We start from the raw sequence: 21,594 nt of genomic DNA on the forward strand, positions 1-21,594 counted from the left end.
AAAAAAGCCCGCATTAAGCGGGCTTTCAAAATGATTTATGTTGAGGTAATTCTTAAATCAAAGCTGTTAGTACAAGGCGGATTAAGCGACGCATAGTAATCTATGCGAGCTTAACCAACGTGGTAATTACATTCTTTGGTGACAGAATTAACCAACAAACTTTCTGGCGTTGCGGAACATACGCACCCATGGAGAGTCTTCACCCCATGAATCTGGGTGCCATGAGTTGGCAACCGTACGGAATACACGCTCTGGGTGAGGCATCATAATCGTTACACGACCGTCAGTTGTTGTTAATGACGTAATACCATCTGGTGAACCGTTCGGGTTAGCAGGGTATGTTTCTGTCACATTACCGTAGTTGTTTACGTAGCGCATTGAAACCGTACCTGAGTTGTTTGCTGCATCAACTGCTTCGTCAGAAACAAACTCAGTGCGACCTTCACCGTGAGAAACCGCGATCGGCATACGTGAACCTTCCATACCTTTGAAGAAGATTGACGGGCTTTCTTGAATTTCTACTAATGAGAAACGGGCTTCAAAACGTTCTGATTCGTTTTGAACGAAACGTGGCCATAAGTCAGCACCTGGGATGATTTCTTTTAAGTTAGAAAGCATCTGACAACCGTTACACACACCTAATGAGAAAGTATTCTCACGCTCGAAGAATGTTTTGAACATTTCACGTGCTTTCGGGTTGAATAGAATTGATTTCGCCCAACCTTCACCAGCACCTAGAACGTCACCGTAAGAGAAACCACCACAAGCCACTAGGCCTTGGAAGTCAGCTAAATCAGCACGGCCTTCTAAGATATCTGACATGTGAACGTCAATTGCGATGAAACCTGCACGATCAAACGCTGCTGCCATTTCAACATGAGAGTTAACGCCTTGCTCACGTAAAATCGCTACGCGTGGGTTAGTTTCATCAATAGCGTCTTTCGCAATTAAATCAGCAACAATGTCTTCGTTAATGTCGAACGTTAATTCAACGTTTAGACCTGGATCTTCAGTATCGAATTTAACGTCGAATTCTTCTTGTGCACATTCTGAGTTGTCGCGTAAAGACTGCATCTTAAGCGTTGTTTCTGCCCATACTGTGCGGAAGTAAGTGCGAGAGTTCTCAAGTACAACGTCTTCGCCACGCTTGAAAGTGATCATATCAACATCGTTTAAGCGACCAACATCAGCACAACAATCTAAAATGCCATGTTCTTCAAAAATAGCGTGAATTGCATCAACGTCTGATTCTTTAATTTGAATCACTGCGCCAAGCTCTTCTGAGAATAATACTTCTAAGTCGTTACCTGGAAGCTTGTCGATATCAACGGTTACACCTGTGTGACCAGCAAATGCCATTTCAGCTACGGTTGTGAATAAACCACCATCTGAACGGTCATGGTAAGCAACAAGCATTTCTTTGCGCACTAGCGTTTGCATTGCGTTAAAGAAACCTTTTAATGTTTCAGGGCAATCAACATCTGGCGTTTCTTTACCAAGTTGCTTGTAAACTTGAGCAATACATGAAGCACCCAAACGGTTCTTACCTTTTGATAGGTCGATTGCAACAATGCGTGTTTCGCCTTGGTCAGTGCGAAGCTCTGGCGTTACTGTTTTACGAATGTCTTCAACACGGCCAAACGCTGTGATGATTAATGACATTGGAGATGTAACAGATTTCTCTTCGCCGTTGTCTTCCCACTTGGTTTTCATCGACATTGAGTCTTTACCAACTGGAATAGTTAGACCTAATGCTGGACATAACTCTTCACCAACTGCTTTAACAGCTTCGTAAAGACCAGCATCTTCACCTGGGTGACCTGCTGGTGACATCCAGTTTGCAGAAAGCTTGATACGGTTTAAATCACCAATATCAGTACCTGCGATGTTCGTTAATGACTCAGCTACAGCTAAACGTGCTGATGCGCCATAGTTAAGAAGAGCTACTGGCGTACGCTCACCCATTGCCATTGCTTCACCGTGGTATGAATCAAGTGCTGCTGCCGTTACACCACAGTCAGCTACTGGCACCTGCCAAGGACCAACCATTTGGTCACGGTTAACCATACCGGTTACCGAGCGGTCACCAATGGTGATAAGGAATGTTTTCTCAGCAATAGCTGGTAAACGTAATAAACGATCTGCCGCTTCCGCAACATCAACGTTTGAGAAGTCTAAATCACTACCTTGAGTAGCAACTGATTGAACGTCTTTTTTGATCTTAGGTGTTTTACCTAATAAAACGTCTAGTGGTAAATCGATAGGCGTGTCTTTATCAGTGCCTTCGAAGTGTGAGTCAGTTACCGTTAAGTGCTCTTCTTCTGTTGCTTTACCAACTACTGCAAACGGTGCGCGCTCACGCTGACAGATTTTTTCAAATAATGGTAATTGCTCATCAGAAACCGCTAATACATAACGCTCTTGAGATTCGTTACACCAAATTTCGTGTGGTGCCATGCTGCGCTCGTCGTTTGGTACGTTACGTAATTCGAAGTTGCCGCCACGGCCACCGTCTGACACTAATTCAGGGAATGCATTTGAAAGACCACCAGCACCCACGTCGTGGATAAATAGAATTGGGTTGTCTTCACCAAGTTGCCAACAACGGTCGATAACTTCCTGACAACGGCGTTCCATTTCTGGGTTTTCACGTTGTACTGAAGCAAAGTCTAAGTTTTCTGCTGATTGGCCAGATGCCATTGATGAAGCTGCACCGCCACCAAGACCGATGTTCATTGCTGGGCCACCTAATACAATTAGGTTTGCGCCAACATTGATTTCGCCTTTTTGTACGTGCTCATCACGGATATTACCGTAACCACCTGCAATCATAATTGGCTTGTGGTAACCACGCACTTCAACGCCACCGAATGAGTTAACTTCTTCTTCGTACGTACGGAAGTAACCGTTGATCGCAGGGCGACCAAATTCGTTGTTAAACGCAGCGCCACCTAATGGGCCTTCAATCATAATATCTAATGCGTTAACGATGCGGTCTGGCTTACCGAAATCTGATTCCCATGGCTGTTCAAAACCAGGAATACGTAAGTTTGAAACTGAGAAACCAACAAGGCCAGCTTTTGGTTTAGAACCAACACCGGTTGCACCTTCGTCACGAATTTCACCACCAGAGCCTGTTGCTGCACCAGGGTATGGAGAAATTGCCGTAGGGTGGTTGTGCGTTTCAACCTTCATTAAAATTTGAATATCTTCGTGGTGGTAACCGTACTCTAGTGTGTCAGGTTCAGCGTAAAAACGACCACCTTCAGAACCTACCATTACTGCTGCGTTGTCAGCGTACGCTGATAATACGTAGTCAGAGTTTGTCTCGTAGGTGTTTTTAATCATTTTAAATAATGATTTTTCTTGCTTCTCGCCGTCGATTGTCCAGTCAGCGTTGAATATTTTGTGACGACAGTGCTCAGAGTTAGCTTGTGCGAACATGTATAGTTCGATGTCGTGAGGGTTACGACCTAACTTTTCAAAGTTTTCAGCAAGGTAAGTAATTTCGTCTTCTGCAAGTGCTAAACCTAGTTCAACGTTTGCTTTTGCTAGTGCGTCACGACCACCTGCCATCACGTCAACGCTGCCGAACTCACCTGGTTCAGCGGTTGCGAATAATGCTTGTGCGTCGTTGAAGTCAGCGAAAATTGACTCCATCATGCGGTCATGAATTAAGTTGTTTAATGCTTTCTCTTGTTCTTCATTTAACGTTTCGCCCGTTACGTAGTAAGCAATACCACGCTCTAAACGTTCAACTTTCGCTAGGCCACAGTTGTGAGCGATGTCAGTTGATTTAGAAGACCAAGGAGAAATAGTACCAGGGCGAGGTGTTACTAATAGCAATGTGCCTGATGGCTCGTGCTCTTCGATAGTTGGGCCGTAAGTAAGAAGTTTCGCTAAAACGTTTGCTTCTTCTTCACTAAGTTCAGCATTTAAGTGTGCAAAGTGCGTAAACTCTGCGTAAATGTCGCTAACAGGAAGGCCTAATTCAGCACACTGATTAAGTAATTTATTGATACGAAATTCAGATAGTGCTGGAGCACCGCGAAGGGTTTGAATCAACATCGCCATATGTGTAGTCACCAAGGTTGGATTTATCAGAAAAAAATCGCGCGTATTATAGTGGAAAAGGTGAGCGATGATAAGCAAAACATCTTTGAAAACCCCAGAAAAATTGGGCGCTGCGTCGCCTTCATAAAAAAACACTTTAATTGACATACGAATCGCGACACAATGGTTTGGTATGAGAGCAAAAAATATAAAAACCAACCAGATGTTCAACTTTTTTCAGTTGTTCTTTCTAGTAGTTGTTTTGTCTATTTCTGGTTGTAAAACAGAACCTGACCATCCAAGTCTAAATCGAATTTTAGAGCGAGGTTACGTAACCGTTGGAACGCTTTACGGACCGAATTCTTACTATTTAGGTGCGGAAGGACCGGCAGGTTTTGAGTATGAATTAGCGAAAAAATATGCCGACTATATCGGTGTAAAGCTAAAGGTATTGCCAAGTTATAGCCTAGATGAGCTTTTTCCACGGCTTGATTCTGGAGAAGTAGACTTTTTGGCGGCAGGTTTAGCTGTGACGCCAAATCGTCTGGACCAATACAACTTTGCTCCTAGTTATGACGCGATCAGCCAAAAGTTAGTGTTCAAGCAGGGAAATAAACGTCCGCGAACCATCAAAGACTTAACGGGTAACTTAATGGTGACCGCCAACTCGAGCCATGTCGAGAATTTGAATAGCTTACAGCAGCAACATGAAACGTTGAGTTGGCAAGAGACGAGCGAGTTCGACGGTGAAGAGTTATTGCTTAAAGTGCTAAGCGGAGAAATTGACTACACCGTGGTTGATAGTCATGTGCTGGCGATTAACCGTCGTTATTACCCCGACGTTAGTATTGGCTTTACTATCAAAAAGCCTGAACCCCTAGCGTGGCTGACCAGCAAACATAGTGATGACTCTATTTTAGGAAGCTTGATAGAGTTTTTTGGTGAAGTACATCATGACGGTACGCTGCTAGCGCTGGATGATAAGTACTACGGCCACGTAGAGAAATTTAATTACGTCGACACGCATGCTTTCTTGGCGGCAATCGAGAATACCTTACCGACTTATCAGCCCCTATTTGAAAAGTATAGCCAAGACCTAGATTGGAAGTTGTTGGCGGCAATCAGCTACCAAGAATCACACTGGAACCCCAAGGCACGTTCTGCGACGGGCGTTCGTGGCATGATGATGCTAACACTGCCGACTGCGAAGCAAATGGGTGTGAAGTCTCGTCTTGATCCAGAGCAGAGTATTCGTGGTGGTGCTAAATATTTTAAGCGACTTATTGGTCGAATTCCTGATCGTATTCCTTTCCCTGATCGTATGTGGTTTGCATTAGCGTCTTATAATGTTGGCTTTGGTCACGTTAACGACGCGCGCATCATCACGCAACGCCAAGGTGGTGATGCTGATCGCTGGGTAGACGTGAAATCACGCCTACCGCTTCTTAAACAAAAGAAATATTACAAAACGGTAAAATACGGGTATGCCCGTGGTGACGAGCCCGTGCATTATGTCGAAAACATTCGTCGCTATTACCACACTCTCTCTTACTTTGACGAAAAAGTACGGAAAAAACCTGTTACAAATAAGGAACCTGATATACAGTTGACTGAATAGTCAGGTTTTGTCATTAATTGTCATGAAAGGGTAATATTTCTTTTTCATAATGACGGAGTTTGATATTCAATGACTAAAAGGAGGTTGTTTATGCCGCTTAATCGCCGCAGAATTCAGCTAAGCGTTCAACGCAAGAAGATGTTACGTGATACACAACGTAAGATCTGTAATCGTCGCCAGACGTATTTCAAACAGTGCCTGATGGAATCCTAATGCCATCAGGCAGTTGCCTGTTTTATTGTTAATCGATAATTTTACTTACCTATATCCCAACCCACACAACCATTAGCTCAACACTTACGCGGTTTTTTGTTTACGACATGCTTTGCCTGTGAAACTGTGTGCAGAAGGTCGACGTCCTTGTCGTTACTACTGCAGGAAATTTAATGGCTGTGCGTTACATCGCCATGGCTGTGTGTTCGGCGCTCAAGTTCTTCACTGCGCCCAAACGTATTATTTACTGAGCCTTTAAAGCAGTTAATCACCCATGGATAGCTGTCAGTGACGTAATAGCCATATTGTCCTTCAACAGTCATCCCGTTACATTCGTCGAGATCGCCAGTGCCGTCTACGTATTCCCAGTCACCACGGAATTGGCCATCATAATTCGCACTGGCAATAGCTCCTTCACCTGCAACAGGTGTAGTGTAGCCTGCTACGTCTTGGCGAGGACCACCATTGTCTTTCAGTTGATAGCTCGCAGTTGCTTTGCGAACTTCGCCAGTTGATGGGTCGGTAAAACAGCTACCAAAAATAGGGAATCCGTCCGCGGCAAAGCCAATAACGGCTGATGGGCTGCCATCTGCGCAATTTTGGCTGAACATAGCAACAGGGTTCGCGTGATAGTGATATTTTCCTGTTGGTTGGGTATGGGCGTTATGTGCGTCAGTACCGAATGTGTTTAAGGGCGACATAGGGTCGTAGCGCCAAGGGTTATCAATTTGGTCTTGACCACAACCAATTTTCTCTTCGCCCAGTGGCTCAGAGCCAACGGCATAACATGCGGCCGGCAATATATCTAAGGTTACACCGTTAAGCATGACACCTTCGGTTACCCCAAGTTCTAGATAACGTTCAGTACCCGAAAATGTGGGGTTCACTGTTAAGCGGTAGTTCTCATTGAGCTCACTAACGTCAGTCGCAAAGCGACCTGAGTTGTCATTGAAATCATGATTTGGGATCTGGTTCATCACCACAGTGCACTCGCTAGCACTTGCTGTGATTTCGACCGAGCCAGAAAAAGACATGCTTCGGCGAATGTCTTCTACCGTTGATTGGTAAGTGCCAACATAATCAGCACATGTGTCCGAGCGTTTAACAAATATCTTGTCTGTAATATCGAGGTTATTTGCTTGCACAGTGATAGTTGTTTGAGATGAATCCGTTAATTCTCCATCGTCTACCTGCAAGGTAAGCACATACTCACCACTGGTGTCCGGCGTAAAAGAGGTATCAGCAGATGAAGCATCACTAAGTTCTGCTCTGCTGCCAAGTGGTAAAGACGATATCGACCAGGTAAACGCGAGTGAATCGCCATCAGCATCGCTACTGTTGCTGCCAACAAGGGCAACACTTTCATCTACATTCACTGTTTGATCGTTGCCCGCAATTGAAATAGGGGCATTGTTTCCGGCGGAAGCTTCAGACACATTAATTAAAACGCTGTCTGCCACTGAGTCTATTTGGCCATCGTTCACGATAAGTGAAAAGCTATAAGTGCCAGCAATATCCGGTGTAATGTCTATGTTTGCACTGGTGTTGTTTGTTAACACGAGTGCGCTGCTATCAGGCTTGCTCGCTATTTGCCACGAGTAAGACAATGCATCACCATCAGCATCTGTACTTTGGCTTCCGTCCAACGTTATCGATTGACCAAGGCTAATCGCTTGGTCGCTACCAGCATTAGCAATAGGGACGCTATTTTCACTGGTTGTCGGTTCACTCACGGTAATAACGACTATATCGGGAGAAGAATCAATAGTGCCGTCGTTGACGGTTAAGGCTATTTGGTATTCCCCAGCAACATCAGGTGTCAGCGTTGTGACTTCGCTGGTGGCGTTGCTCAATGCCGCTGCAGAGCCAGAAGGTGCAGAGTTGATTGCCCAACTGTAGGTTAACGAGTCGCCATCGGCATCACTGCTTGCTGCACCAGAGAGCGATACCTGAGTTTCAGCCACTACGCTTTGATCTTGTCCTGCGTTCGCTACAGGAGCGTTATTCGTCGGCGTAGGTGTGGTTGTTGAATCATTCGTTGAGCTGCTTGATGAGCCGCCGCCACCGCCACCACAGCCCGTTAAAATAATTGCCGAAGTGATTGCTGATAAGGCAAATTTAGAAAGTGTCATAGCTACCCCTACATCTTTGTCTTTGGTATATCAGTATAGTGCGCAGAATGTGCAGAAAAATGAATAGGGGGAAATTCACGTAATATTGAAAAACGCCTGTTTTTCCTTAAAACCTTTTACTATTTAATGGGTTACGGGAATGTGCAAATAATGAGGAAGTTTTTTGAATCGGTGTTGGAGAATGTTTTTCAAGCAACCAAGCGACTAGCGCTTGGTTGGAATGCCTAGCATATCAATGATGGCAGCAGATATTTCTTCAATGTTTTCGATGTCTTCTGGAATGATAAGTACGGTGTCGTCGCCAGCGATAGTACCCATGATACCGATAGACTCTTCTAATGAATCTAAAACACGTGCCATTAATGGCGCACCGCCAGTACCGGTTTTTAAGATGATCTGATAATTGTTGTGTTTTAAATCAAGCGCGATAGTTTCAATAGGGTGCTTGGTTTTAGGGATAATCAAGGCATCCGGTAAGTTATAGCAAATCTCATTTTGGCTATTACGGGTTTTCACCGCGCCTAACTTAGCGAGCATTCGAGATACTTTAGATTGAGATACGTTATCAAAACCTTGCTGTGCTAAAGCTTGCGCCAGCTCGTCTTGTGAGCGGTAGGTACCTTGTTTGATTAACGATTTAAAAACTTGCAGTAACTGCTGTTCGCTATTGGTTTTCGCTTGTGTCATGTTCTTGCTTAGCTAACTTTTTGGCGGCTTTGATTTCTTGTCTTCGACGCTTAAAAAAAGAAGACAGCATAGAGGAACATTCGTCTTGCATCAAGCCAGCATCAACATCTATTTGATGATTTAGCAACGGGCTTTGCGCGAGGTTGAATACTGTACCTGTTGCGCCTGTTTTTTCGTCGTTTGCGCCATACACGATGCGTTTTACACGGCTGTGGACTAATAAACCCGCACACATTGGGCAAGGTTCTAGTGTCACATACAAGGTGCAGTCAATCAGTCGATAATTATCAAGCGCTTGACCGGCTTGGCGAATCGCTAACATTTCAGCATGAGCAGAAGGGTCGTTGAGCATAATTGATTGATTAAAACCTTCGCCGACAATCTCTCCTTGATAAACGACAACAGCGCCAACAGGAATTTCATTGTGCTTTTCTGCTTCCGTAGCAAGTTCCATCGCCCTTGCCATGAACTTACGGTCTTGTTCGGTTAACTCAGTCATTTATAGAAAAGCCTCTAACACAGAGTTTAAGTAGCGGTGACCTAATTGAGTGACTTGCCATTGCTCACTCTGATTCGACATTAGGCCTTTATCAGCAAGGGTAGATAGCGTTGGCAAAATAACGTCACAGGCTAAGCCTGTGGTTTGCTCAAATTGTTCAAGTGAAAAGGACTCGCGTAGTCGCAACTGATTTATCATAAACTCAAAGGGAAGCTCATCATCACTCACGGTATTTAAATGGTCCAGTGCGTCTCTGCCTTTTGTTAAATAACCTTTGGGGTGCTTCACTTTTACCGTTCGGTAAATGTTGCCCGTGTTAACGTCGGTGACTTTACCGTGCGCACCACAGCCAATGCCTAGGTAATCACCAAAGCGCCAGTAGTTAAGATTATGTGCACTTTGCTTGTTGGTTTTACTATATGCCGAAATCTCATATTGGGTATATCCTGCTTCAGCCAGTAATGCTTGACCTTGCTCTTGTATATCCCACAAGGTCTCATCTTCTGGGAGCTGAGGAGGCTTTGAATAAAACGATGTATTAGGTTCAATAGTGAGTTGATACCAGGAAATATGGTCTGGTTCTAATGCAATTGCTTGCTTTAAATCGTCAAGTGCTTGGCCAACGTGTTGTGACGGCAATCCGTGCATTAAATCTAAATTGAAGCTTTTTACACCGCAATTTTTCGCCAATTTAGCGGCATTAATCGCTTGCTTGGGGTCATGAATACGACCAAGTTGAATAAGTTTATCTGAACCAAAACTCTGCACGCCGATAGACAGACGAGAAACACCTGCCTTAGCGAAACCATCAAACTTTTTGGCTTCAACTGTACCGGGGTTTGCCTCTAGGGTGACTTCGATATTTTCTTGTTTATCAAAACGCGCAAATACCTGTGATAGTAAAGACTCAATCGTTGCAGGTGAAAACAAACTTGGCGTACCACCACCAATAAAAATGCTATGTAACGTGCGACCTTGTAGCGAAAACCGAGTGATATCGTCATCTAAGTCTTTGATGAGCGCTGTGACATATTCGTCTTCGGGAATGTCACCACGCAAGGCGTGCGAATTGAAGTCGCAATAAGGGCACTTCTCTACACACCAAGGTATATGGATGTAGAGGGAAAGTGGTGGTGCAGACAATAAACTCATAGTAATAGCGACACGCTTAGAAGTGTTTAACGAGTTCAGCTAAGGCTTTACCGCGGTGGCTCAACTGGCCCTTACGATCACGGCTAAGCTCTGCAGAAGAGCATTGATCTGATGCGACCCAGAATAGAGGGTCGTAACCAAAGCCTTGTTCACCGCGCGCCTCAGTTAACATTGAGCCCTCCCAAACACCATGGCAAATCACAGGTGTTGGGTCATCAGCATGGCGCATATATACCAATACACAATGAAAACGTGCGGTACGTTTTGCTTCTTCAACACCTTGTAACGCATCGAGTAACTTAGCATTGTTGTCTGCATCACTTGCATTATCTCCAGCGTAACGGGCTGAATAGACGCCAGGCGCTCCTTGCAACGCATCTACCTCTAACCCTGAATCATCAGCTATGGCAGGTTTACCCGTTATTTTTGCTGCATGACGTGCTTTAATAATCGCATTTTCAACGAAGGTAGTGCCGGTTTCCAGCACATCTGGCACGTTGAACTCACTTTGTGCAACCACTTCAATGTTATGTGTGGAAAGCAGGTTTCCAAGCTCTTTTACTTTACCTTGATTGCCTGTCGCTAAAACGATTGTTGTCATGAAGATGTCTTTGTGGAATGAAATTGTCGCGCATTATACAGCGATTCGTTATCACTGAATAGCAAAGCGCGGCATTCCAGCCTACACAGATTGAGCAGCAATTAGATGCGTAACTGTGTATTTTTTTTGGTCAGCTTTGTTGATATTTTAGTTGCCCCTTCATTCCCACAGATGTATCTATTCAAGGAGAGCGAATGTCATTAAAAGATAGCTTGTTAGCGTTAGTCATTATATCTATCTGGGGTTTCAACTTTGTCGTGATCGCCTGGGGGGTAGAGCATATGCCGCCACTTATGATGGGAGCAGGGCGGTTTATTATGGTCGCTTTGCTGGGCTGTTTGTTTATTAAAAGGCCAGATATCCCTTGGCAATGGATGGCTGCCTACGCATTAAGTTTGTGTTTTGGACAATTTGCCTTGTTGTTCTCTGCTATTGCTTTTGGTATGCCGGCAGGGTTAGCGTCGTTAGTACTGCAATCGCAGGCGTTGTTTACCATTATTCTTTCAGCACTGATTCTAAAAGAAGCGATAAAGCTTCCACAAATAGTGGCCATGATGCTCGCTGGCGTTGGACTTGCGGTAATTGGGTCAAGTGAGCAAGCGACGCAAATGACCGCACTAGGATTTGGTTTAACGATAGCATCAGCCGCTTCCTGGGGACTGGGCAATGTCGTCAACCGCGCTATAAACAATAAAGGCTATCGCGCAAACCTTGGTCTAGTGGTTTGGTCGTCTTGGTTCGCAATTCCTCCCTTTGTTATTGCTAGCTTTGCTATTGAAGGACAGGACGCTATTTGGGCAAGCATAGTGAATTTCAATCTAGTGTCACTCGGTGTTTTAGTTTACCTAGCACTTTGTGCATCTATGCTAGGCTATAGCCTGTGGAGCTATCTTCTGACACATTACCCGGCAGGACAAGTGGCGCCTTTGACGCTTGCAGTGCCTATTGTTGGGCTTTTATGTGCCATGTGGTTTCTCAATGAACAAATAACTCAAGGGCAATGGCTTGGCATTGCCATGGTTATGTTTGGTTTAGTGATTAACGCCAAAGGGGAGAGCTGGTTCAAGCGATTTATTGGCGGACGAAAACTAAAAGAGTCATCGTAATGATGACTCTTTGCAAGGTTATCTTGTCGATATTGCGTTAACTAATCGACATAAAAGGTTTGATTAAATTGAAGTGTGTGCCTTTCTTTACCGTCGGTAATGTCTATTTCAAATTTAATTTTTTCTTTATCGCGATAGTTAATTTGCGCTAAGTAGTAGATGGCATTGCCTTCGCGTACTTCTTCAAAATCCAAACGTTTAAACTGACCCGTTAGATTTTGTGCCGTTCCACTTATGCCAACAGATTTTGCGGGCTTACCTTCTTTAGTGTTGTCTAACACACTGATATTGATAAGCGCATTGTATTTGCTGCGCTGAATTCCATAGGCTAGTGCAACTTTAGGGGTCAAAAAGGTTGCACCAATTGCCATGTAATGAATATCCATGCTACCCATCGATTTCATATTTTCAGCGTGTGCAGTGGTTTTTATAAAGGCTAACATTAAGGTTATTGCTGCTAGCCAAAGTTTTTTCAATTTCATCACTTGTAAACTCTTGTTGGTGGCTTATTGATTATAGTCAACAGGCTTTGTTACAGCATTTGCCAATAAGGAATTGAGCTACCTAACAAAATGTTAATGACGTTCAAAATCAAGAACGCCACCAAAATAGATAAGTCTAAGCCCCCAATTACTGGCACCACTCGGCGGATTGGGCGTAAGAACGGCTCTGTTAGTTGCTGGAAAATCACCATGGTAGGGTTGTAACCTTGCACCACCCAGCTCATTAATGCCATTACTAACATAATGATAAATAACAAGAAGCCTACTTGTTTAATAAGCGCTAGCATGCCGAAGTAAGCCGCGGCGAGTATATCTACAGGGCCACCATTGATAACCGGAATGACAACAAACTCTAGCGTGGAAAAGACGATGGCAACCAGAATTGTCGCTAAGTCGACGCCTCCAAAACCTGGAATAACACGGCGAAGTGGAATAACAAGAGGATTAGTTACTTTCACAATAAATTGACTGAGAGGATTATAAAAATCAGCTTTAACCAGCTGCAGCCAAACGCGCAGGATTAAGACCATAACAATGGCGTCGAAAAAGAATCTCAGCAAATAATTAATTGCTTCCATCAAACACTCCTAATAGGGAAAACAGCTCAATCATAGGTGACTGGCACCTGATGATCGAGTCTAAATCAGTAAAAACTGTAAATTTATTTGTTACTTGCCATCTCTTTGGCACGTGCGATAGCTGCTTGCATTGCATCACTCACAAGTTCAGGTAAGCCACCTTGCGTAAAGGTGTTTAGTGCTGCTTGCGTTGTTCCACCTTTGGACGTGACATTTTCGCGAAGCTCTGCAATGGGGATGTCGTTTTCAACGACCATGTGAGCAGCACCTAATGCTGTTTGCTGAACGAGCGCGCGTGCTTCGTCTGCATTAAAGCCCAAGCGCTCTGCTTCAGCGGCCATCGCTTCCATAAAGAGAAAGAAGTAAGCTGGGCCAGAGCCAGAAACCGCAATAATATGATCGATTTCATCTTCACTCGTTAACCATTTCACAATGCCATTCGCTTTCATCATGTCATCGGCAAAAGCTTTTTGTTGCTGGCTAACTTGTGGTGAAGCATATGCGCCAGTTACACCAAGGCCAAGCTGTGATGGTGTGTTTGGCATCGTGCGAATAACAGATTTATCACCACCTAATGCTGTTTGAATTTGTGCCATTGTTGTCCCTGCGGCAACGGAGATTATGCATTTATTAGAGACGTCAACTTTAGACGCTATTTCTTCACACACTTGTGCGATAAAGTGTGGTTTTACACCCAATACAATAACGTCAGCAAACTCAGCGGCTTCAATATTGTCAGGCGTGTGTTTGACACCATGACTTTTTGCTATAGCTTCACGTTTTTCAGGTGAAGGGTTGGAAACAATAATGTTTTCTGGGTCGAAGCCATTATTGATGACGCCGAGAATAATCGCGCGATTCATATTGCCCGCGCCGATAAATGCAATTTTATTCATAGTGTTCTCTAGAGTGTAAAACAGAGCTCTCTGGGTTAGTTACGTGCGCCGAAAATAGCGGTACCTATGCGTACCATTGTTGAACCATTGGCTATTGCTTCGGTTAAGTCGTTCGACATGCCCATTGATAGTGTATCTATGGTTGAATACCTCTTTTTCAAGTCATTAAATAGTTGATTCATCTGACTAAATGCGGTTTCTGTCGCACCTTTTTGTGGAATTGCCATTAAGCCGCGCAACGTCAAATGTTCACAGTTGGCGACAAAATCAGCAAGTGCTGGCAATGCATCAGGTGTTACGCCTGATTTTGTTTCTTCTTCACTAATATTTACTTGTAAACAAATATTGAGGGGAGTATCTTGGCTAGACCGTTGATCATTGAGACGCGAAGCAATTTTTTCTCGGTCGACACTGTGAACCCAAGCAAAATTTTCGGCGATAAGCTTTGTTTTGTTTGATTGAATAGGGCCGATAAAATGCCAGCAAATATCTGACAGATGGGACAATTGAGCGATTTTATCTACCGCTTCCTGTACGTAGTTTTCACCAAAGTGGCGTTGGCCAGCTTGATAAGCTTGCAACACCATGTCCGCCGACTTCGTTTTACTGACCGCCAACAACTGCACGTCAGTGCTGTGACGACCTGCTTGTTCACATGCTTGTTGAATTTGTTGGTGAATTTGTACCAAGTTGTCTTTAATGTTCATCGTAACTATAAAATTACCCAATAAAAGAGGTTGTTATGGATATTACCGAATTATTAGCCTTTAGTGTTGATCATAATGCATCTGACTTGCATTTATCGACAGGTACTCCGCCATCTATTCGCGTTGATGGTGAAGTTCGTAAATTAAATATTCCAGCTTTCGACGCCAAAGACGTGAACGCACTTGTGTACGACATTATGAGCGATCGTCAACGTAAAGAATACGAAGAAAACTTGGAAGTTGACTTCTCTTTTGAAGTACCCAATCTCGCGCGTTTCAGGGTAAATGCCTTTAACCAGTCTCGTGGTCCAGCTGCGGTTTTCCGTACTATCCCGAGTAAGGTTCTTACGCTTGAAGATTTAGGTTGTCCTGATATTTTCCGTGACATTGCTGATAACCCACGTGGCCTAGTGCTGGTAACAGGGCCAACAGGTTCTGGTAAGTCGACAACGCTAGCGGCGATGATCGATTACATTAATTCAAACAAATACGATCATATCCTCACTATCGAAGACCCAATCGAATTCGTGCACGAAAACAAAATGTGTTTGATAAACCAACGTGAAGTGCACCGTGACACCTTAAGCTTTGACGCGGCATTGCGTTCAGCGCTTCGTGAAGATCCCGACGTTATCCTAGTTGGTGAGATGCGTGACCTTGAAACCATTCGCTTAGCAATGACAGCGGCAGAAACAGGTCACTTGGTATTCGGTACGCTGCATACCACGTCAGCGCCTAAAACCATTGACCGTATTATCGACGTATTCCCTGCAGAAGAAAAATCGATGGTACGTTCAATGCTGTCAGAATCACTACGAGCCGTAATTTCACAAACCCTAGTGAAGAAAGTCGGTGGCGGTCGTGTTGCTGCACACGAAATCATGATTGGCGTTCCAGCCATTCGTAACTTGATTCGTGAAGACAAAGTTGCGCAAATGTACTCTGCTATACAAACGGGTATGTCGCATGGCATGCAAACCATGGATCAGTGTTTACTTAACCTGGTTAACCGTGGATTGATTACAAGACAAGACGCAGCAGCAAAAGCAGCAGACAAAAACCAATTCCAAGGTTTCTAAGGAAATAGCCGGCAGTAGCCGGCTTTTTGCTGTAAGGAGTTCAAATGAATTTTCATCAATTACTACAGAAGATGGTCGAGGAAGATGCCTCGGATATGTTCGTCACCGCAAAGTTGCCGGTGAGTGCAAAAATTAACGGTGAACTGCAACCGATTGACAGTGAAGTGCTCTCTCCTGAGCAATCACTAGGTTTGGTTCATGATGCGATGAACGAAAAACACAAAGCTGAATTTGATGCGGAGAAAGAGTGCAACTTCGCGATTTCAATTGACGGTATAGGTCGTTTCCGTGTCTCGGCGTTTTGGCAACGTGACATGGCGGGTATGGTTATTCGCCGAATCGTCACCGACATTCCGGATGCGGATGATTTAGGTTTACCACCAGTGCTTAAAGACGTGGTGATGTCTAAACGTGGATTAGTGCTATTCGTGGGTGGTACGGGTACCGGTAAATCGACCTCGATGGCGGCGTTGATTGGATATCGAAATAAGAACGCGCGCGGTCATATCTTAACGATTGAAGATCCTGTGGAATTCGTCCACGAGCACGGTAAGAGCATGATCACCCAACGTGAAGTGGGGCTGGATACTGAAAGCTTTGACGCAGCGCTGAAAAGCTCTCTACGTCAAGCACCAGACGTTATCCTAATTGGTGAGATTCGTAGCCAAGAGATTATGGAACACGCACTAGCGTTTGCGGAAACCGGTCACCTATGTATCGCGACGCTGCATGCTAACAATGCTAACCAAGCCATTGACCGTATTATGCACTTAGTACCGGCAGAGCAGCATCAGAAGCTCCAATTTGATTTGGCATTGAACCTTCGAGGCATCATTGCACAGCAGCTTGTACCAACAAAAGATGGTAATGGTCGTGTTGCCGCAATCGAGATATTGCTTAACTCACCGTACATAGCAGAGCTAATCAAGAAAGGTGATGTTGGTAGTATTAAAGAGGTGATGGAGAAATCAAACGAGCTGGGTATGCAGACCTTTGACCAAGCCTTGTTTAACCTTTATCAGCAAGGCCTAATCAACTATGCAGATGCACTGCATCATGCCGATTCACCAAACGATTTACGTTTGATGATTAAACTTCGTTCAAACGACCAAGGTGGTGTAGGCGGCCTACAGGGTGTGACTCTTGCGGGTATGGAAGACGATAAAGAAGACGATCTTCGATAGCACAGAATCAAATCAATAATGAAACACAAAAAAGGCCGCTTAATGCGGCCTTTTTTAATGAAGCTAAGGTTAAGCTAGGTTCATCACTATTAGCCAAAGAGGAAGGCTAATAATTGACGCAATGGTACTGACAACCACTGTACTTGCTACTGCTTTTCGATGTGCTTTGTGCATTTGCGCAATCAAATAGGCATTAACGCCGGTTGGGCAGGCACTTAGAACAACTAGCACGCTAGTCTCTAATGTTGAAAGCATGAAAATCTTCGTCGCAAACAGCCATACTAATCCGGGAAGCAGCACTAGCTTTATTAGACTTGCTAGCGCAATAAACTGTCTTTCGCCTCGAATATCATATCGTGCAATAGAGGCGCCTAATGCGAGCAAAGCGAGTGTAATAGCCGGTTGCCCCAATAAATCTAAGGATCTGCCTACGGTGTAGGGAATCTCAATATCTGCAAGATTTACTACCAACCCCGACAATATTGCCGCTACTAGAGGGTTGGAAAGTGTCTGCTTGATAAAGCCAAACCAGTTGAATCCAGCGGACTGTTTTTCGTCAATGGCGGCAATGGCACTCGTTAACGCAAACAACATCGCGCTGTGAAAAGTGACTATGACGAAAATTATCGGCAAAGCATCATCGCCAATGGCCAGCAGCAGCACCGGCAGGCCCACAATCACATTGTTTGAGTAGCTGCTGCCTAAAGCAAATACGGCAGAACCTGCAAAGTGTTTTTTGTACTCACTGTGAAGAAAATAGTTGAATACAAAGCCAACGCCAAAGCATAGCAGCACGGGCAAATAGAAAGATGCAAATAAATCTAGGCTTAGCTTATTTGACAAGTCAGCCTGCGCCATTCGATAAAACAAAAATGCAGGGATAAAAATACTGAAGGTAATTTTACTCAGCCCAGAGAACTGTTCTTGGCTAAGCCAAGTTTTCTTAGCTGCAACAAAGCCAAGCAAGGCGATTAGCAGTAGCGGCAGAATAATAGGGATAAGATTCATTGACTAAAACGCACCTTAGTAAAGCTTCACAATGGTTTAGTTTTGGCGGAAGTTACAGATAAGCTCATGCGTATTTGGCTTACAGGGTTAGTCATAAAGTTGTTCGAAAAAACTTTCTAAAATTAGCTTTGCAGACTCTGCGTCGATATTGTCTTTTTTTAGGTTACGATAACCGCCACGTGCGAACAGTTGCTCTTTTGCGGATGCGGTCGTGAGCCGCTCGTCTTTGTATTCGATGGCGATATGAAACTTATCGAATAGGCGGTTGCCGAATTTCTTCACCGCCTTTGTTATCGGTTGCTCTGTACCATCCATGTTGAGTGGTAAGCCGATCACTAAATAATCTGGCTGCCATTCATTAATGAATTTACCAATATTATCCCAATGCGGTATGCCGTCTTTGGCTTTAACACTACCCAATGCACTCGCACTGCCTGTTATTTCTTGGCCAACGGCTATACCGATATATTTCATGCCAAAATCAAAACTAATCGCAGTGCGCTGTCCCAGCGGTTTAGTAACTTTTGCCAAGGTTATGCATGTCCTATATCAGACGATAGATGCGCCAGGTCAATGCCGAGCTTCTCCGTCGCTTTTTGCCAACGTTGCTCTACGGGCGTGTGGAATAATATTTCGTTGTCAGCAGGAGTGGTAAGCCAAGAATTGTCTCTAATTTCTTGCTCAAGTTGTCCTGGTCCCCAGCCAGCGTAGCCGAGCGTTACGATAAACTCTGGTGGCGCTTGTTCTGTGCCCAGTGCCATGAGAATGTCTTTTGACGTGGTTATCATAACTTCATCGCTCAGTGCGAGAGAGCTGCTCCAGCCACTTTGAGGGCTGTGAAGCACAAAACCCCGTTGCTGAGCTACAGGCCCACCAGTTAACACGAGTTGCTCTAGCGATGGTATTTTCGGCTTGTCTGCTTCAATTTGTACTAACAACTCGTTTAAGGTTAAGTTTACAGGCAAGTTAATGATTAAGCCCATCGCGCCCTCATCATTGTGTTCGCAGATATAGGTCACGGTACGATGAAAAAAGGAGTCTTCCATCGAAGGCATAGCAATCAATAATTGGTTCTCTAAACTTTCCATTAATACCTCTTTCTGGAATTTCTATTCAGCTATTTACCGATACGCTCTTCAATCGCATCCATCAATTTACCGGCAATGTTAATTGGAAATGCTGCTTCGATTTCGCGAATACACGTAGGGCTTGTCACATTAATTTCTGTCACTCTATCACCGATAACATCTAGCCCAACAAATATTAAACCGCGTTTTTTCAGTTCCGGTGCAATCGTTTCACCAATTAATTGATCACTTGCCGTTAGCGGGCGGGGTTCGCCGCTACCACCAGCTGCTAGATTACCGCGCGTTTCACCTTTTGCAGGGATACGAGCTAAGCAGTATGGCATGACTTCGCCATCTACAATTAAAATACGTTTGTCGCCATCTTTAATCGCTGGCATAAACTCTTGTACCATCGCGTACTGATTGCCATGATTTGTCAGCGTTTCAATGATCACTCCGATGTTGGCATCACCTTCTTTTATGCGGAAAATGGACGAGCCACCCATGCCGTCAAGTGGCTTGATAATGACATCTTTGTTTTCTGTGTGAAAATCGCGAATTTGTTGGCTATTACGGGTAACAAGTGTTTTTGCAGTGAGCTCTGGGAACCAAGCAGTGAAGAGCTTTTCATTACAGTCGCGCAAACTTTGCGGCTTGTTTACAATCAGTGTGCCTTCAAGCTCTGCTCGCTCTAGCATATATGTTGCGTAGATAAACTCAGTATCAAATGGCGGATCTTTACGCATTAAAATCGCGTCTAATTCACTTAAAGCAATGTCTTGTGTGTCGCCGAATTCATACCACTTTTCAGTATCGTCAAAAACCGTCAGTAGGGTGGTTTTCGCGCGACTTTGGCCTTGTATTAAGTACATATCATTCATTTCGATATAATGAATCTCATAACCACGGCGCTGTGCTTCAAACATCATTGCCATGGAAGAGTCTTTTTGTACTTTTACTTGTGAGATGGGGTCCATCACAACGCCAATTTTAATCGTCATATCAGTTCCTGCTAATCGTCAAATTCTATAGGTCGCCAAATCGGCATTGCAGCGCAGTGATTGCAGTAAGCGCGGCGGTTTCTGTTCTTAACACACGAGGCCCTAGCAATACACCAGTAAACGCTGCTTCGGAAGCTGCTTCAATTTCCTTATCACTTAAACCACCCTCAGGGCCAATAAGCAACCTTACATTAGTAGATTCAACTGGTAAGGTCATAATTGAGTGCTCAGCCCTAGGGTGTAAGTTTAGCTTAAGCGCATTTGTCTGTTGGCTTAGCCATTCTTCAAGAGAAATAGGTGCTTTTACTTCAGGCACAATGCTACGGCCGCTTTGTTCACAGGCGCTAATTACTATTTTTTGCCATTGCTCATGTTTTTTAGCTAAGCGCTCTCCAGAAAGTTTGACGCCGCATCGCTCTGTAAACAATGGTGTAATAGTTGATACACCCAACTCGACAGATTTTTGGAGTGTAAAGTCCATTCTGTCGCCACGAGAAATACCTTGACCTAAATGAATCCTTAATGGAGATTCATTTTCAATTTGCTCTTCTGAATTGACCTGCGCAAACGCTTTTTTCTTACTCACTTCTGTCAGTGTTGCTTGAAAGTCACTGCCTGAGCCATTGAATAGCGTGATAGCGTCGCCTTGGTTTAGTCTTAATACACGTACAACATGCCCGAAAGCGTCGTCAGACAACTGAACTTGTGTATTGGCGGTTAAAGGAGAATCTAGATAAATTCGAGGATTGCGCATTCCGCGTTTAATACCTGAAAATCAGTTTGTTAGATAGTTAGAACATAGGGGCGCGACGGATAAAAAACAAGGTGGAGCAGTGCTATTTTCCCTAAATGCTTTTAATTGCATTGCAACGAGCTGGATCTGAGACTAATTGAGCATTCGAAGGGTATACATTCTATGAACAGCGCCGTTAGTGATATACGCGCAGCGATTAGGATGTCTAACCCTTCTTTTTAGCGTGATGCCCTTTTTTTCCACTCTTTTGCGACTGAGTGGCGCCACAAAATCTGGATGCCAAAATAACCAATCAGTCCAAATAATACCGAGAGTGCGGCGCAGCCAACGATAAATGCTGGGCCAATAGTAGAAACGCTATCGACAACCCACTGCCAGGATGGCTCAAAATTGAAGGGTTGCTTATCTGAACCGACGATCCAGGTACCCACTACGTAACAAAAATAAAAGATAGCTGGCATGGTAAGTGGATTGGTTATCCAAACGAGCGCAATAGATAGCGGCAAATTTGAATGTACTATAATAGCTGTACCAGCCGCTAATACCATTTGAAATGGTACTGGGATAAACGCAAAGAACAGCCCGACAGCAAATGCTTTGGCAACACTTTTTCGATTCAAGTGCCAAAGGTTGGGGTTATGCAATAAGTCACCAAAAATTTGAAGGTGTTTATTGGACTTGATCGTTTGGTGATCAGGCATGATGCGTTTGATGGCTTTTTTAGGCATAACTTTCTACAACAAAAAGGAAATTTTA

The 21,594-nt window shown here is 44.2% G+C and carries 20 protein-coding genes; 4 read left to right on the forward strand and 16 right to left on the reverse strand.

Annotated elements, in window-relative coordinates; all coding sequences use genetic code 11:
• Nucleotides 1-147: 147 nt before the first annotated feature.
• A complete protein-coding gene (gene purL / locus ACFSJY_RS18750; protein WP_386038074.1) occupies nucleotides 148-4,074 on the reverse strand; it encodes a phosphoribosylformylglycinamidine synthase in 3,927 nt (1,308 codons plus the stop codon).
• Nucleotides 4,075-4,315: 241 nt separating this feature from the next.
• Here purL and mltF point away from each other — a divergent pair, with 241 nt between their 5' ends.
• The gene (gene mltF / locus ACFSJY_RS18755; RefSeq protein WP_386038077.1) at nucleotides 4,316-5,671 is read left to right on the forward strand and encodes a membrane-bound lytic murein transglycosylase MltF; all 1,356 of its coding nucleotides are present in this window, start codon (nucleotides 4,316-4,318) and stop codon (nucleotides 5,669-5,671) included.
• A gap of 383 nt (nucleotides 5,672-6,054) precedes the next feature.
• On the opposite strand, the gene ACFSJY_RS18760 is transcribed toward mltF, so the two are convergent.
• From ACFSJY_RS18760 to ACFSJY_RS18780, 5 genes are all read right to left on the reverse strand, one after another.
• Nucleotides 6,055-8,016 carry a YHYH protein gene (locus ACFSJY_RS18760; protein WP_386038080.1) on the reverse strand — a complete coding sequence of 654 codons (1,962 nt, stop codon included), beginning with the start codon at nucleotides 8,014-8,016 and terminating at the stop codon, nucleotides 6,055-6,057.
• 204 nt (nucleotides 8,017-8,220) lie between these two features.
• On the reverse strand, nucleotides 8,221-8,703 hold the full coding sequence (locus tag ACFSJY_RS18765; RefSeq protein WP_386038083.1) for an arginine repressor: 483 nt from the start codon (nucleotides 8,701-8,703) through the stop codon (nucleotides 8,221-8,223).
• Nucleotides 8,681-9,202 carry a tRNA adenosine(34) deaminase TadA gene (tadA, locus tag ACFSJY_RS18770; RefSeq protein ID WP_386038086.1) on the reverse strand — a complete coding sequence of 174 codons (522 nt, stop codon included), beginning with the start codon at nucleotides 9,200-9,202 and terminating at the stop codon, nucleotides 8,681-8,683. Before tadA ends, ACFSJY_RS18765 begins: the two co-directional genes overlap by 23 nt.
• A complete protein-coding gene (gene hemW / locus ACFSJY_RS18775; protein WP_386038089.1) occupies nucleotides 9,203-10,354 on the reverse strand; it encodes a radical SAM family heme chaperone HemW in 1,152 nt (383 codons plus the stop codon).
• 16 nt (nucleotides 10,355-10,370) lie between these two features.
• Nucleotides 10,371-10,955: an XTP/dITP diphosphatase gene (locus ACFSJY_RS18780; RefSeq protein WP_386038092.1), complete on the reverse strand. Its 585-nt coding sequence runs from the start codon at nucleotides 10,953-10,955 to the stop codon at nucleotides 10,371-10,373.
• Between the two features lie 194 nt (nucleotides 10,956-11,149).
• On the opposite strand from ACFSJY_RS18780, the gene ACFSJY_RS18785 reads away from it, so the two are divergent.
• Nucleotides 11,150-12,061, forward strand: coding sequence for an EamA family transporter (locus ACFSJY_RS18785; protein WP_386038095.1), 912 nt, complete (start codon nucleotides 11,150-11,152; stop codon nucleotides 12,059-12,061).
• A gap of 41 nt (nucleotides 12,062-12,102) precedes the next feature.
• Here the strand turns inward: ACFSJY_RS18785 and ACFSJY_RS18790 are convergent, their stop codons facing one another.
• From ACFSJY_RS18790 to ACFSJY_RS18805, 4 genes are all read right to left on the reverse strand, one after another.
• Nucleotides 12,103-12,543, reverse strand: a complete 441-nt coding sequence (locus ACFSJY_RS18790; protein ID WP_386038098.1) for a DUF4426 domain-containing protein — start codon at nucleotides 12,541-12,543, stop codon at nucleotides 12,103-12,105.
• Between the two features lie 50 nt (nucleotides 12,544-12,593).
• Nucleotides 12,594-13,142: a YggT family protein gene (locus ACFSJY_RS18795; RefSeq protein WP_386038101.1), complete on the reverse strand. Its 549-nt coding sequence runs from the start codon at nucleotides 13,140-13,142 to the stop codon at nucleotides 12,594-12,596.
• Between the two features lie 83 nt (nucleotides 13,143-13,225).
• On the reverse strand, nucleotides 13,226-14,038 hold the full coding sequence (gene proC, locus ACFSJY_RS18800) for a pyrroline-5-carboxylate reductase (protein WP_386038104.1): 813 nt from the start codon (nucleotides 14,036-14,038) through the stop codon (nucleotides 13,226-13,228).
• A gap of 35 nt (nucleotides 14,039-14,073) precedes the next feature.
• Nucleotides 14,074-14,745, reverse strand: a complete 672-nt coding sequence (locus ACFSJY_RS18805; RefSeq protein WP_386038107.1) for a YggS family pyridoxal phosphate-dependent enzyme — start codon at nucleotides 14,743-14,745, stop codon at nucleotides 14,074-14,076.
• Between the two features lie 35 nt (nucleotides 14,746-14,780).
• Between ACFSJY_RS18805 and ACFSJY_RS18810 the strand changes: the two genes are divergently transcribed.
• Nucleotides 14,781-15,824 carry a type IV pilus twitching motility protein PilT gene (locus ACFSJY_RS18810; RefSeq protein WP_386038110.1) on the forward strand — a complete coding sequence of 348 codons (1,044 nt, stop codon included), beginning with the start codon at nucleotides 14,781-14,783 and terminating at the stop codon, nucleotides 15,822-15,824.
• A 44-nt stretch (nucleotides 15,825-15,868) separates the two neighbouring features.
• Nucleotides 15,869-17,008, forward strand: a complete 1,140-nt coding sequence (locus ACFSJY_RS18815; RefSeq protein WP_386038113.1) for a PilT/PilU family type 4a pilus ATPase — start codon at nucleotides 15,869-15,871, stop codon at nucleotides 17,006-17,008.
• Nucleotides 17,009-17,077: 69 nt separating this feature from the next.
• On the opposite strand, the gene ACFSJY_RS18820 is transcribed toward ACFSJY_RS18815, so the two are convergent.
• From ACFSJY_RS18820 to ACFSJY_RS18845, 6 genes are all read right to left on the reverse strand, one after another.
• Nucleotides 17,078-18,016 (reverse strand): AEC family transporter, encoded by a 939-nt coding sequence (locus ACFSJY_RS18820; protein WP_386038116.1) that lies wholly within the window; start codon nucleotides 18,014-18,016, stop codon nucleotides 17,078-17,080.
• A gap of 87 nt (nucleotides 18,017-18,103) precedes the next feature.
• Nucleotides 18,104-18,547: a Holliday junction resolvase RuvX gene (ruvX, locus tag ACFSJY_RS18825; protein WP_386038119.1), complete on the reverse strand. Its 444-nt coding sequence runs from the start codon at nucleotides 18,545-18,547 to the stop codon at nucleotides 18,104-18,106.
• 2 nt (nucleotides 18,548-18,549) lie between these two features.
• Entirely contained in the window at nucleotides 18,550-19,104 is a 555-nt protein-coding gene (locus ACFSJY_RS18830; RefSeq protein WP_386038122.1) for a YqgE/AlgH family protein, read from the reverse strand.
• A 29-nt stretch (nucleotides 19,105-19,133) separates the two neighbouring features.
• Entirely contained in the window at nucleotides 19,134-20,084 is a 951-nt protein-coding gene (gene gshB / locus ACFSJY_RS18835) for a glutathione synthase (protein ID WP_386038125.1), read from the reverse strand.
• Between the two features lie 25 nt (nucleotides 20,085-20,109).
• The gene (gene rsmE, locus ACFSJY_RS18840) at nucleotides 20,110-20,838 is read right to left on the reverse strand and encodes a 16S rRNA (uracil(1498)-N(3))-methyltransferase (protein ID WP_386038128.1); all 729 of its coding nucleotides are present in this window, start codon (nucleotides 20,836-20,838) and stop codon (nucleotides 20,110-20,112) included.
• A gap of 218 nt (nucleotides 20,839-21,056) precedes the next feature.
• Complete coding sequence (locus tag ACFSJY_RS18845; protein WP_386038131.1) at nucleotides 21,057-21,566, reverse strand: DUF2062 domain-containing protein; 510 nt, start codon at nucleotides 21,564-21,566, stop codon at nucleotides 21,057-21,059.
• Nucleotides 21,567-21,594 lie beyond the last annotated feature (28 nt).

The sequence above is a fragment of the Thalassotalea euphylliae genome (genome assembly GCF_042682785.1).
GTDB classification, from domain to species: domain Bacteria; phylum Pseudomonadota; class Gammaproteobacteria; order Enterobacterales; family Alteromonadaceae; genus Thalassotalea_F; species Thalassotalea_F euphylliae.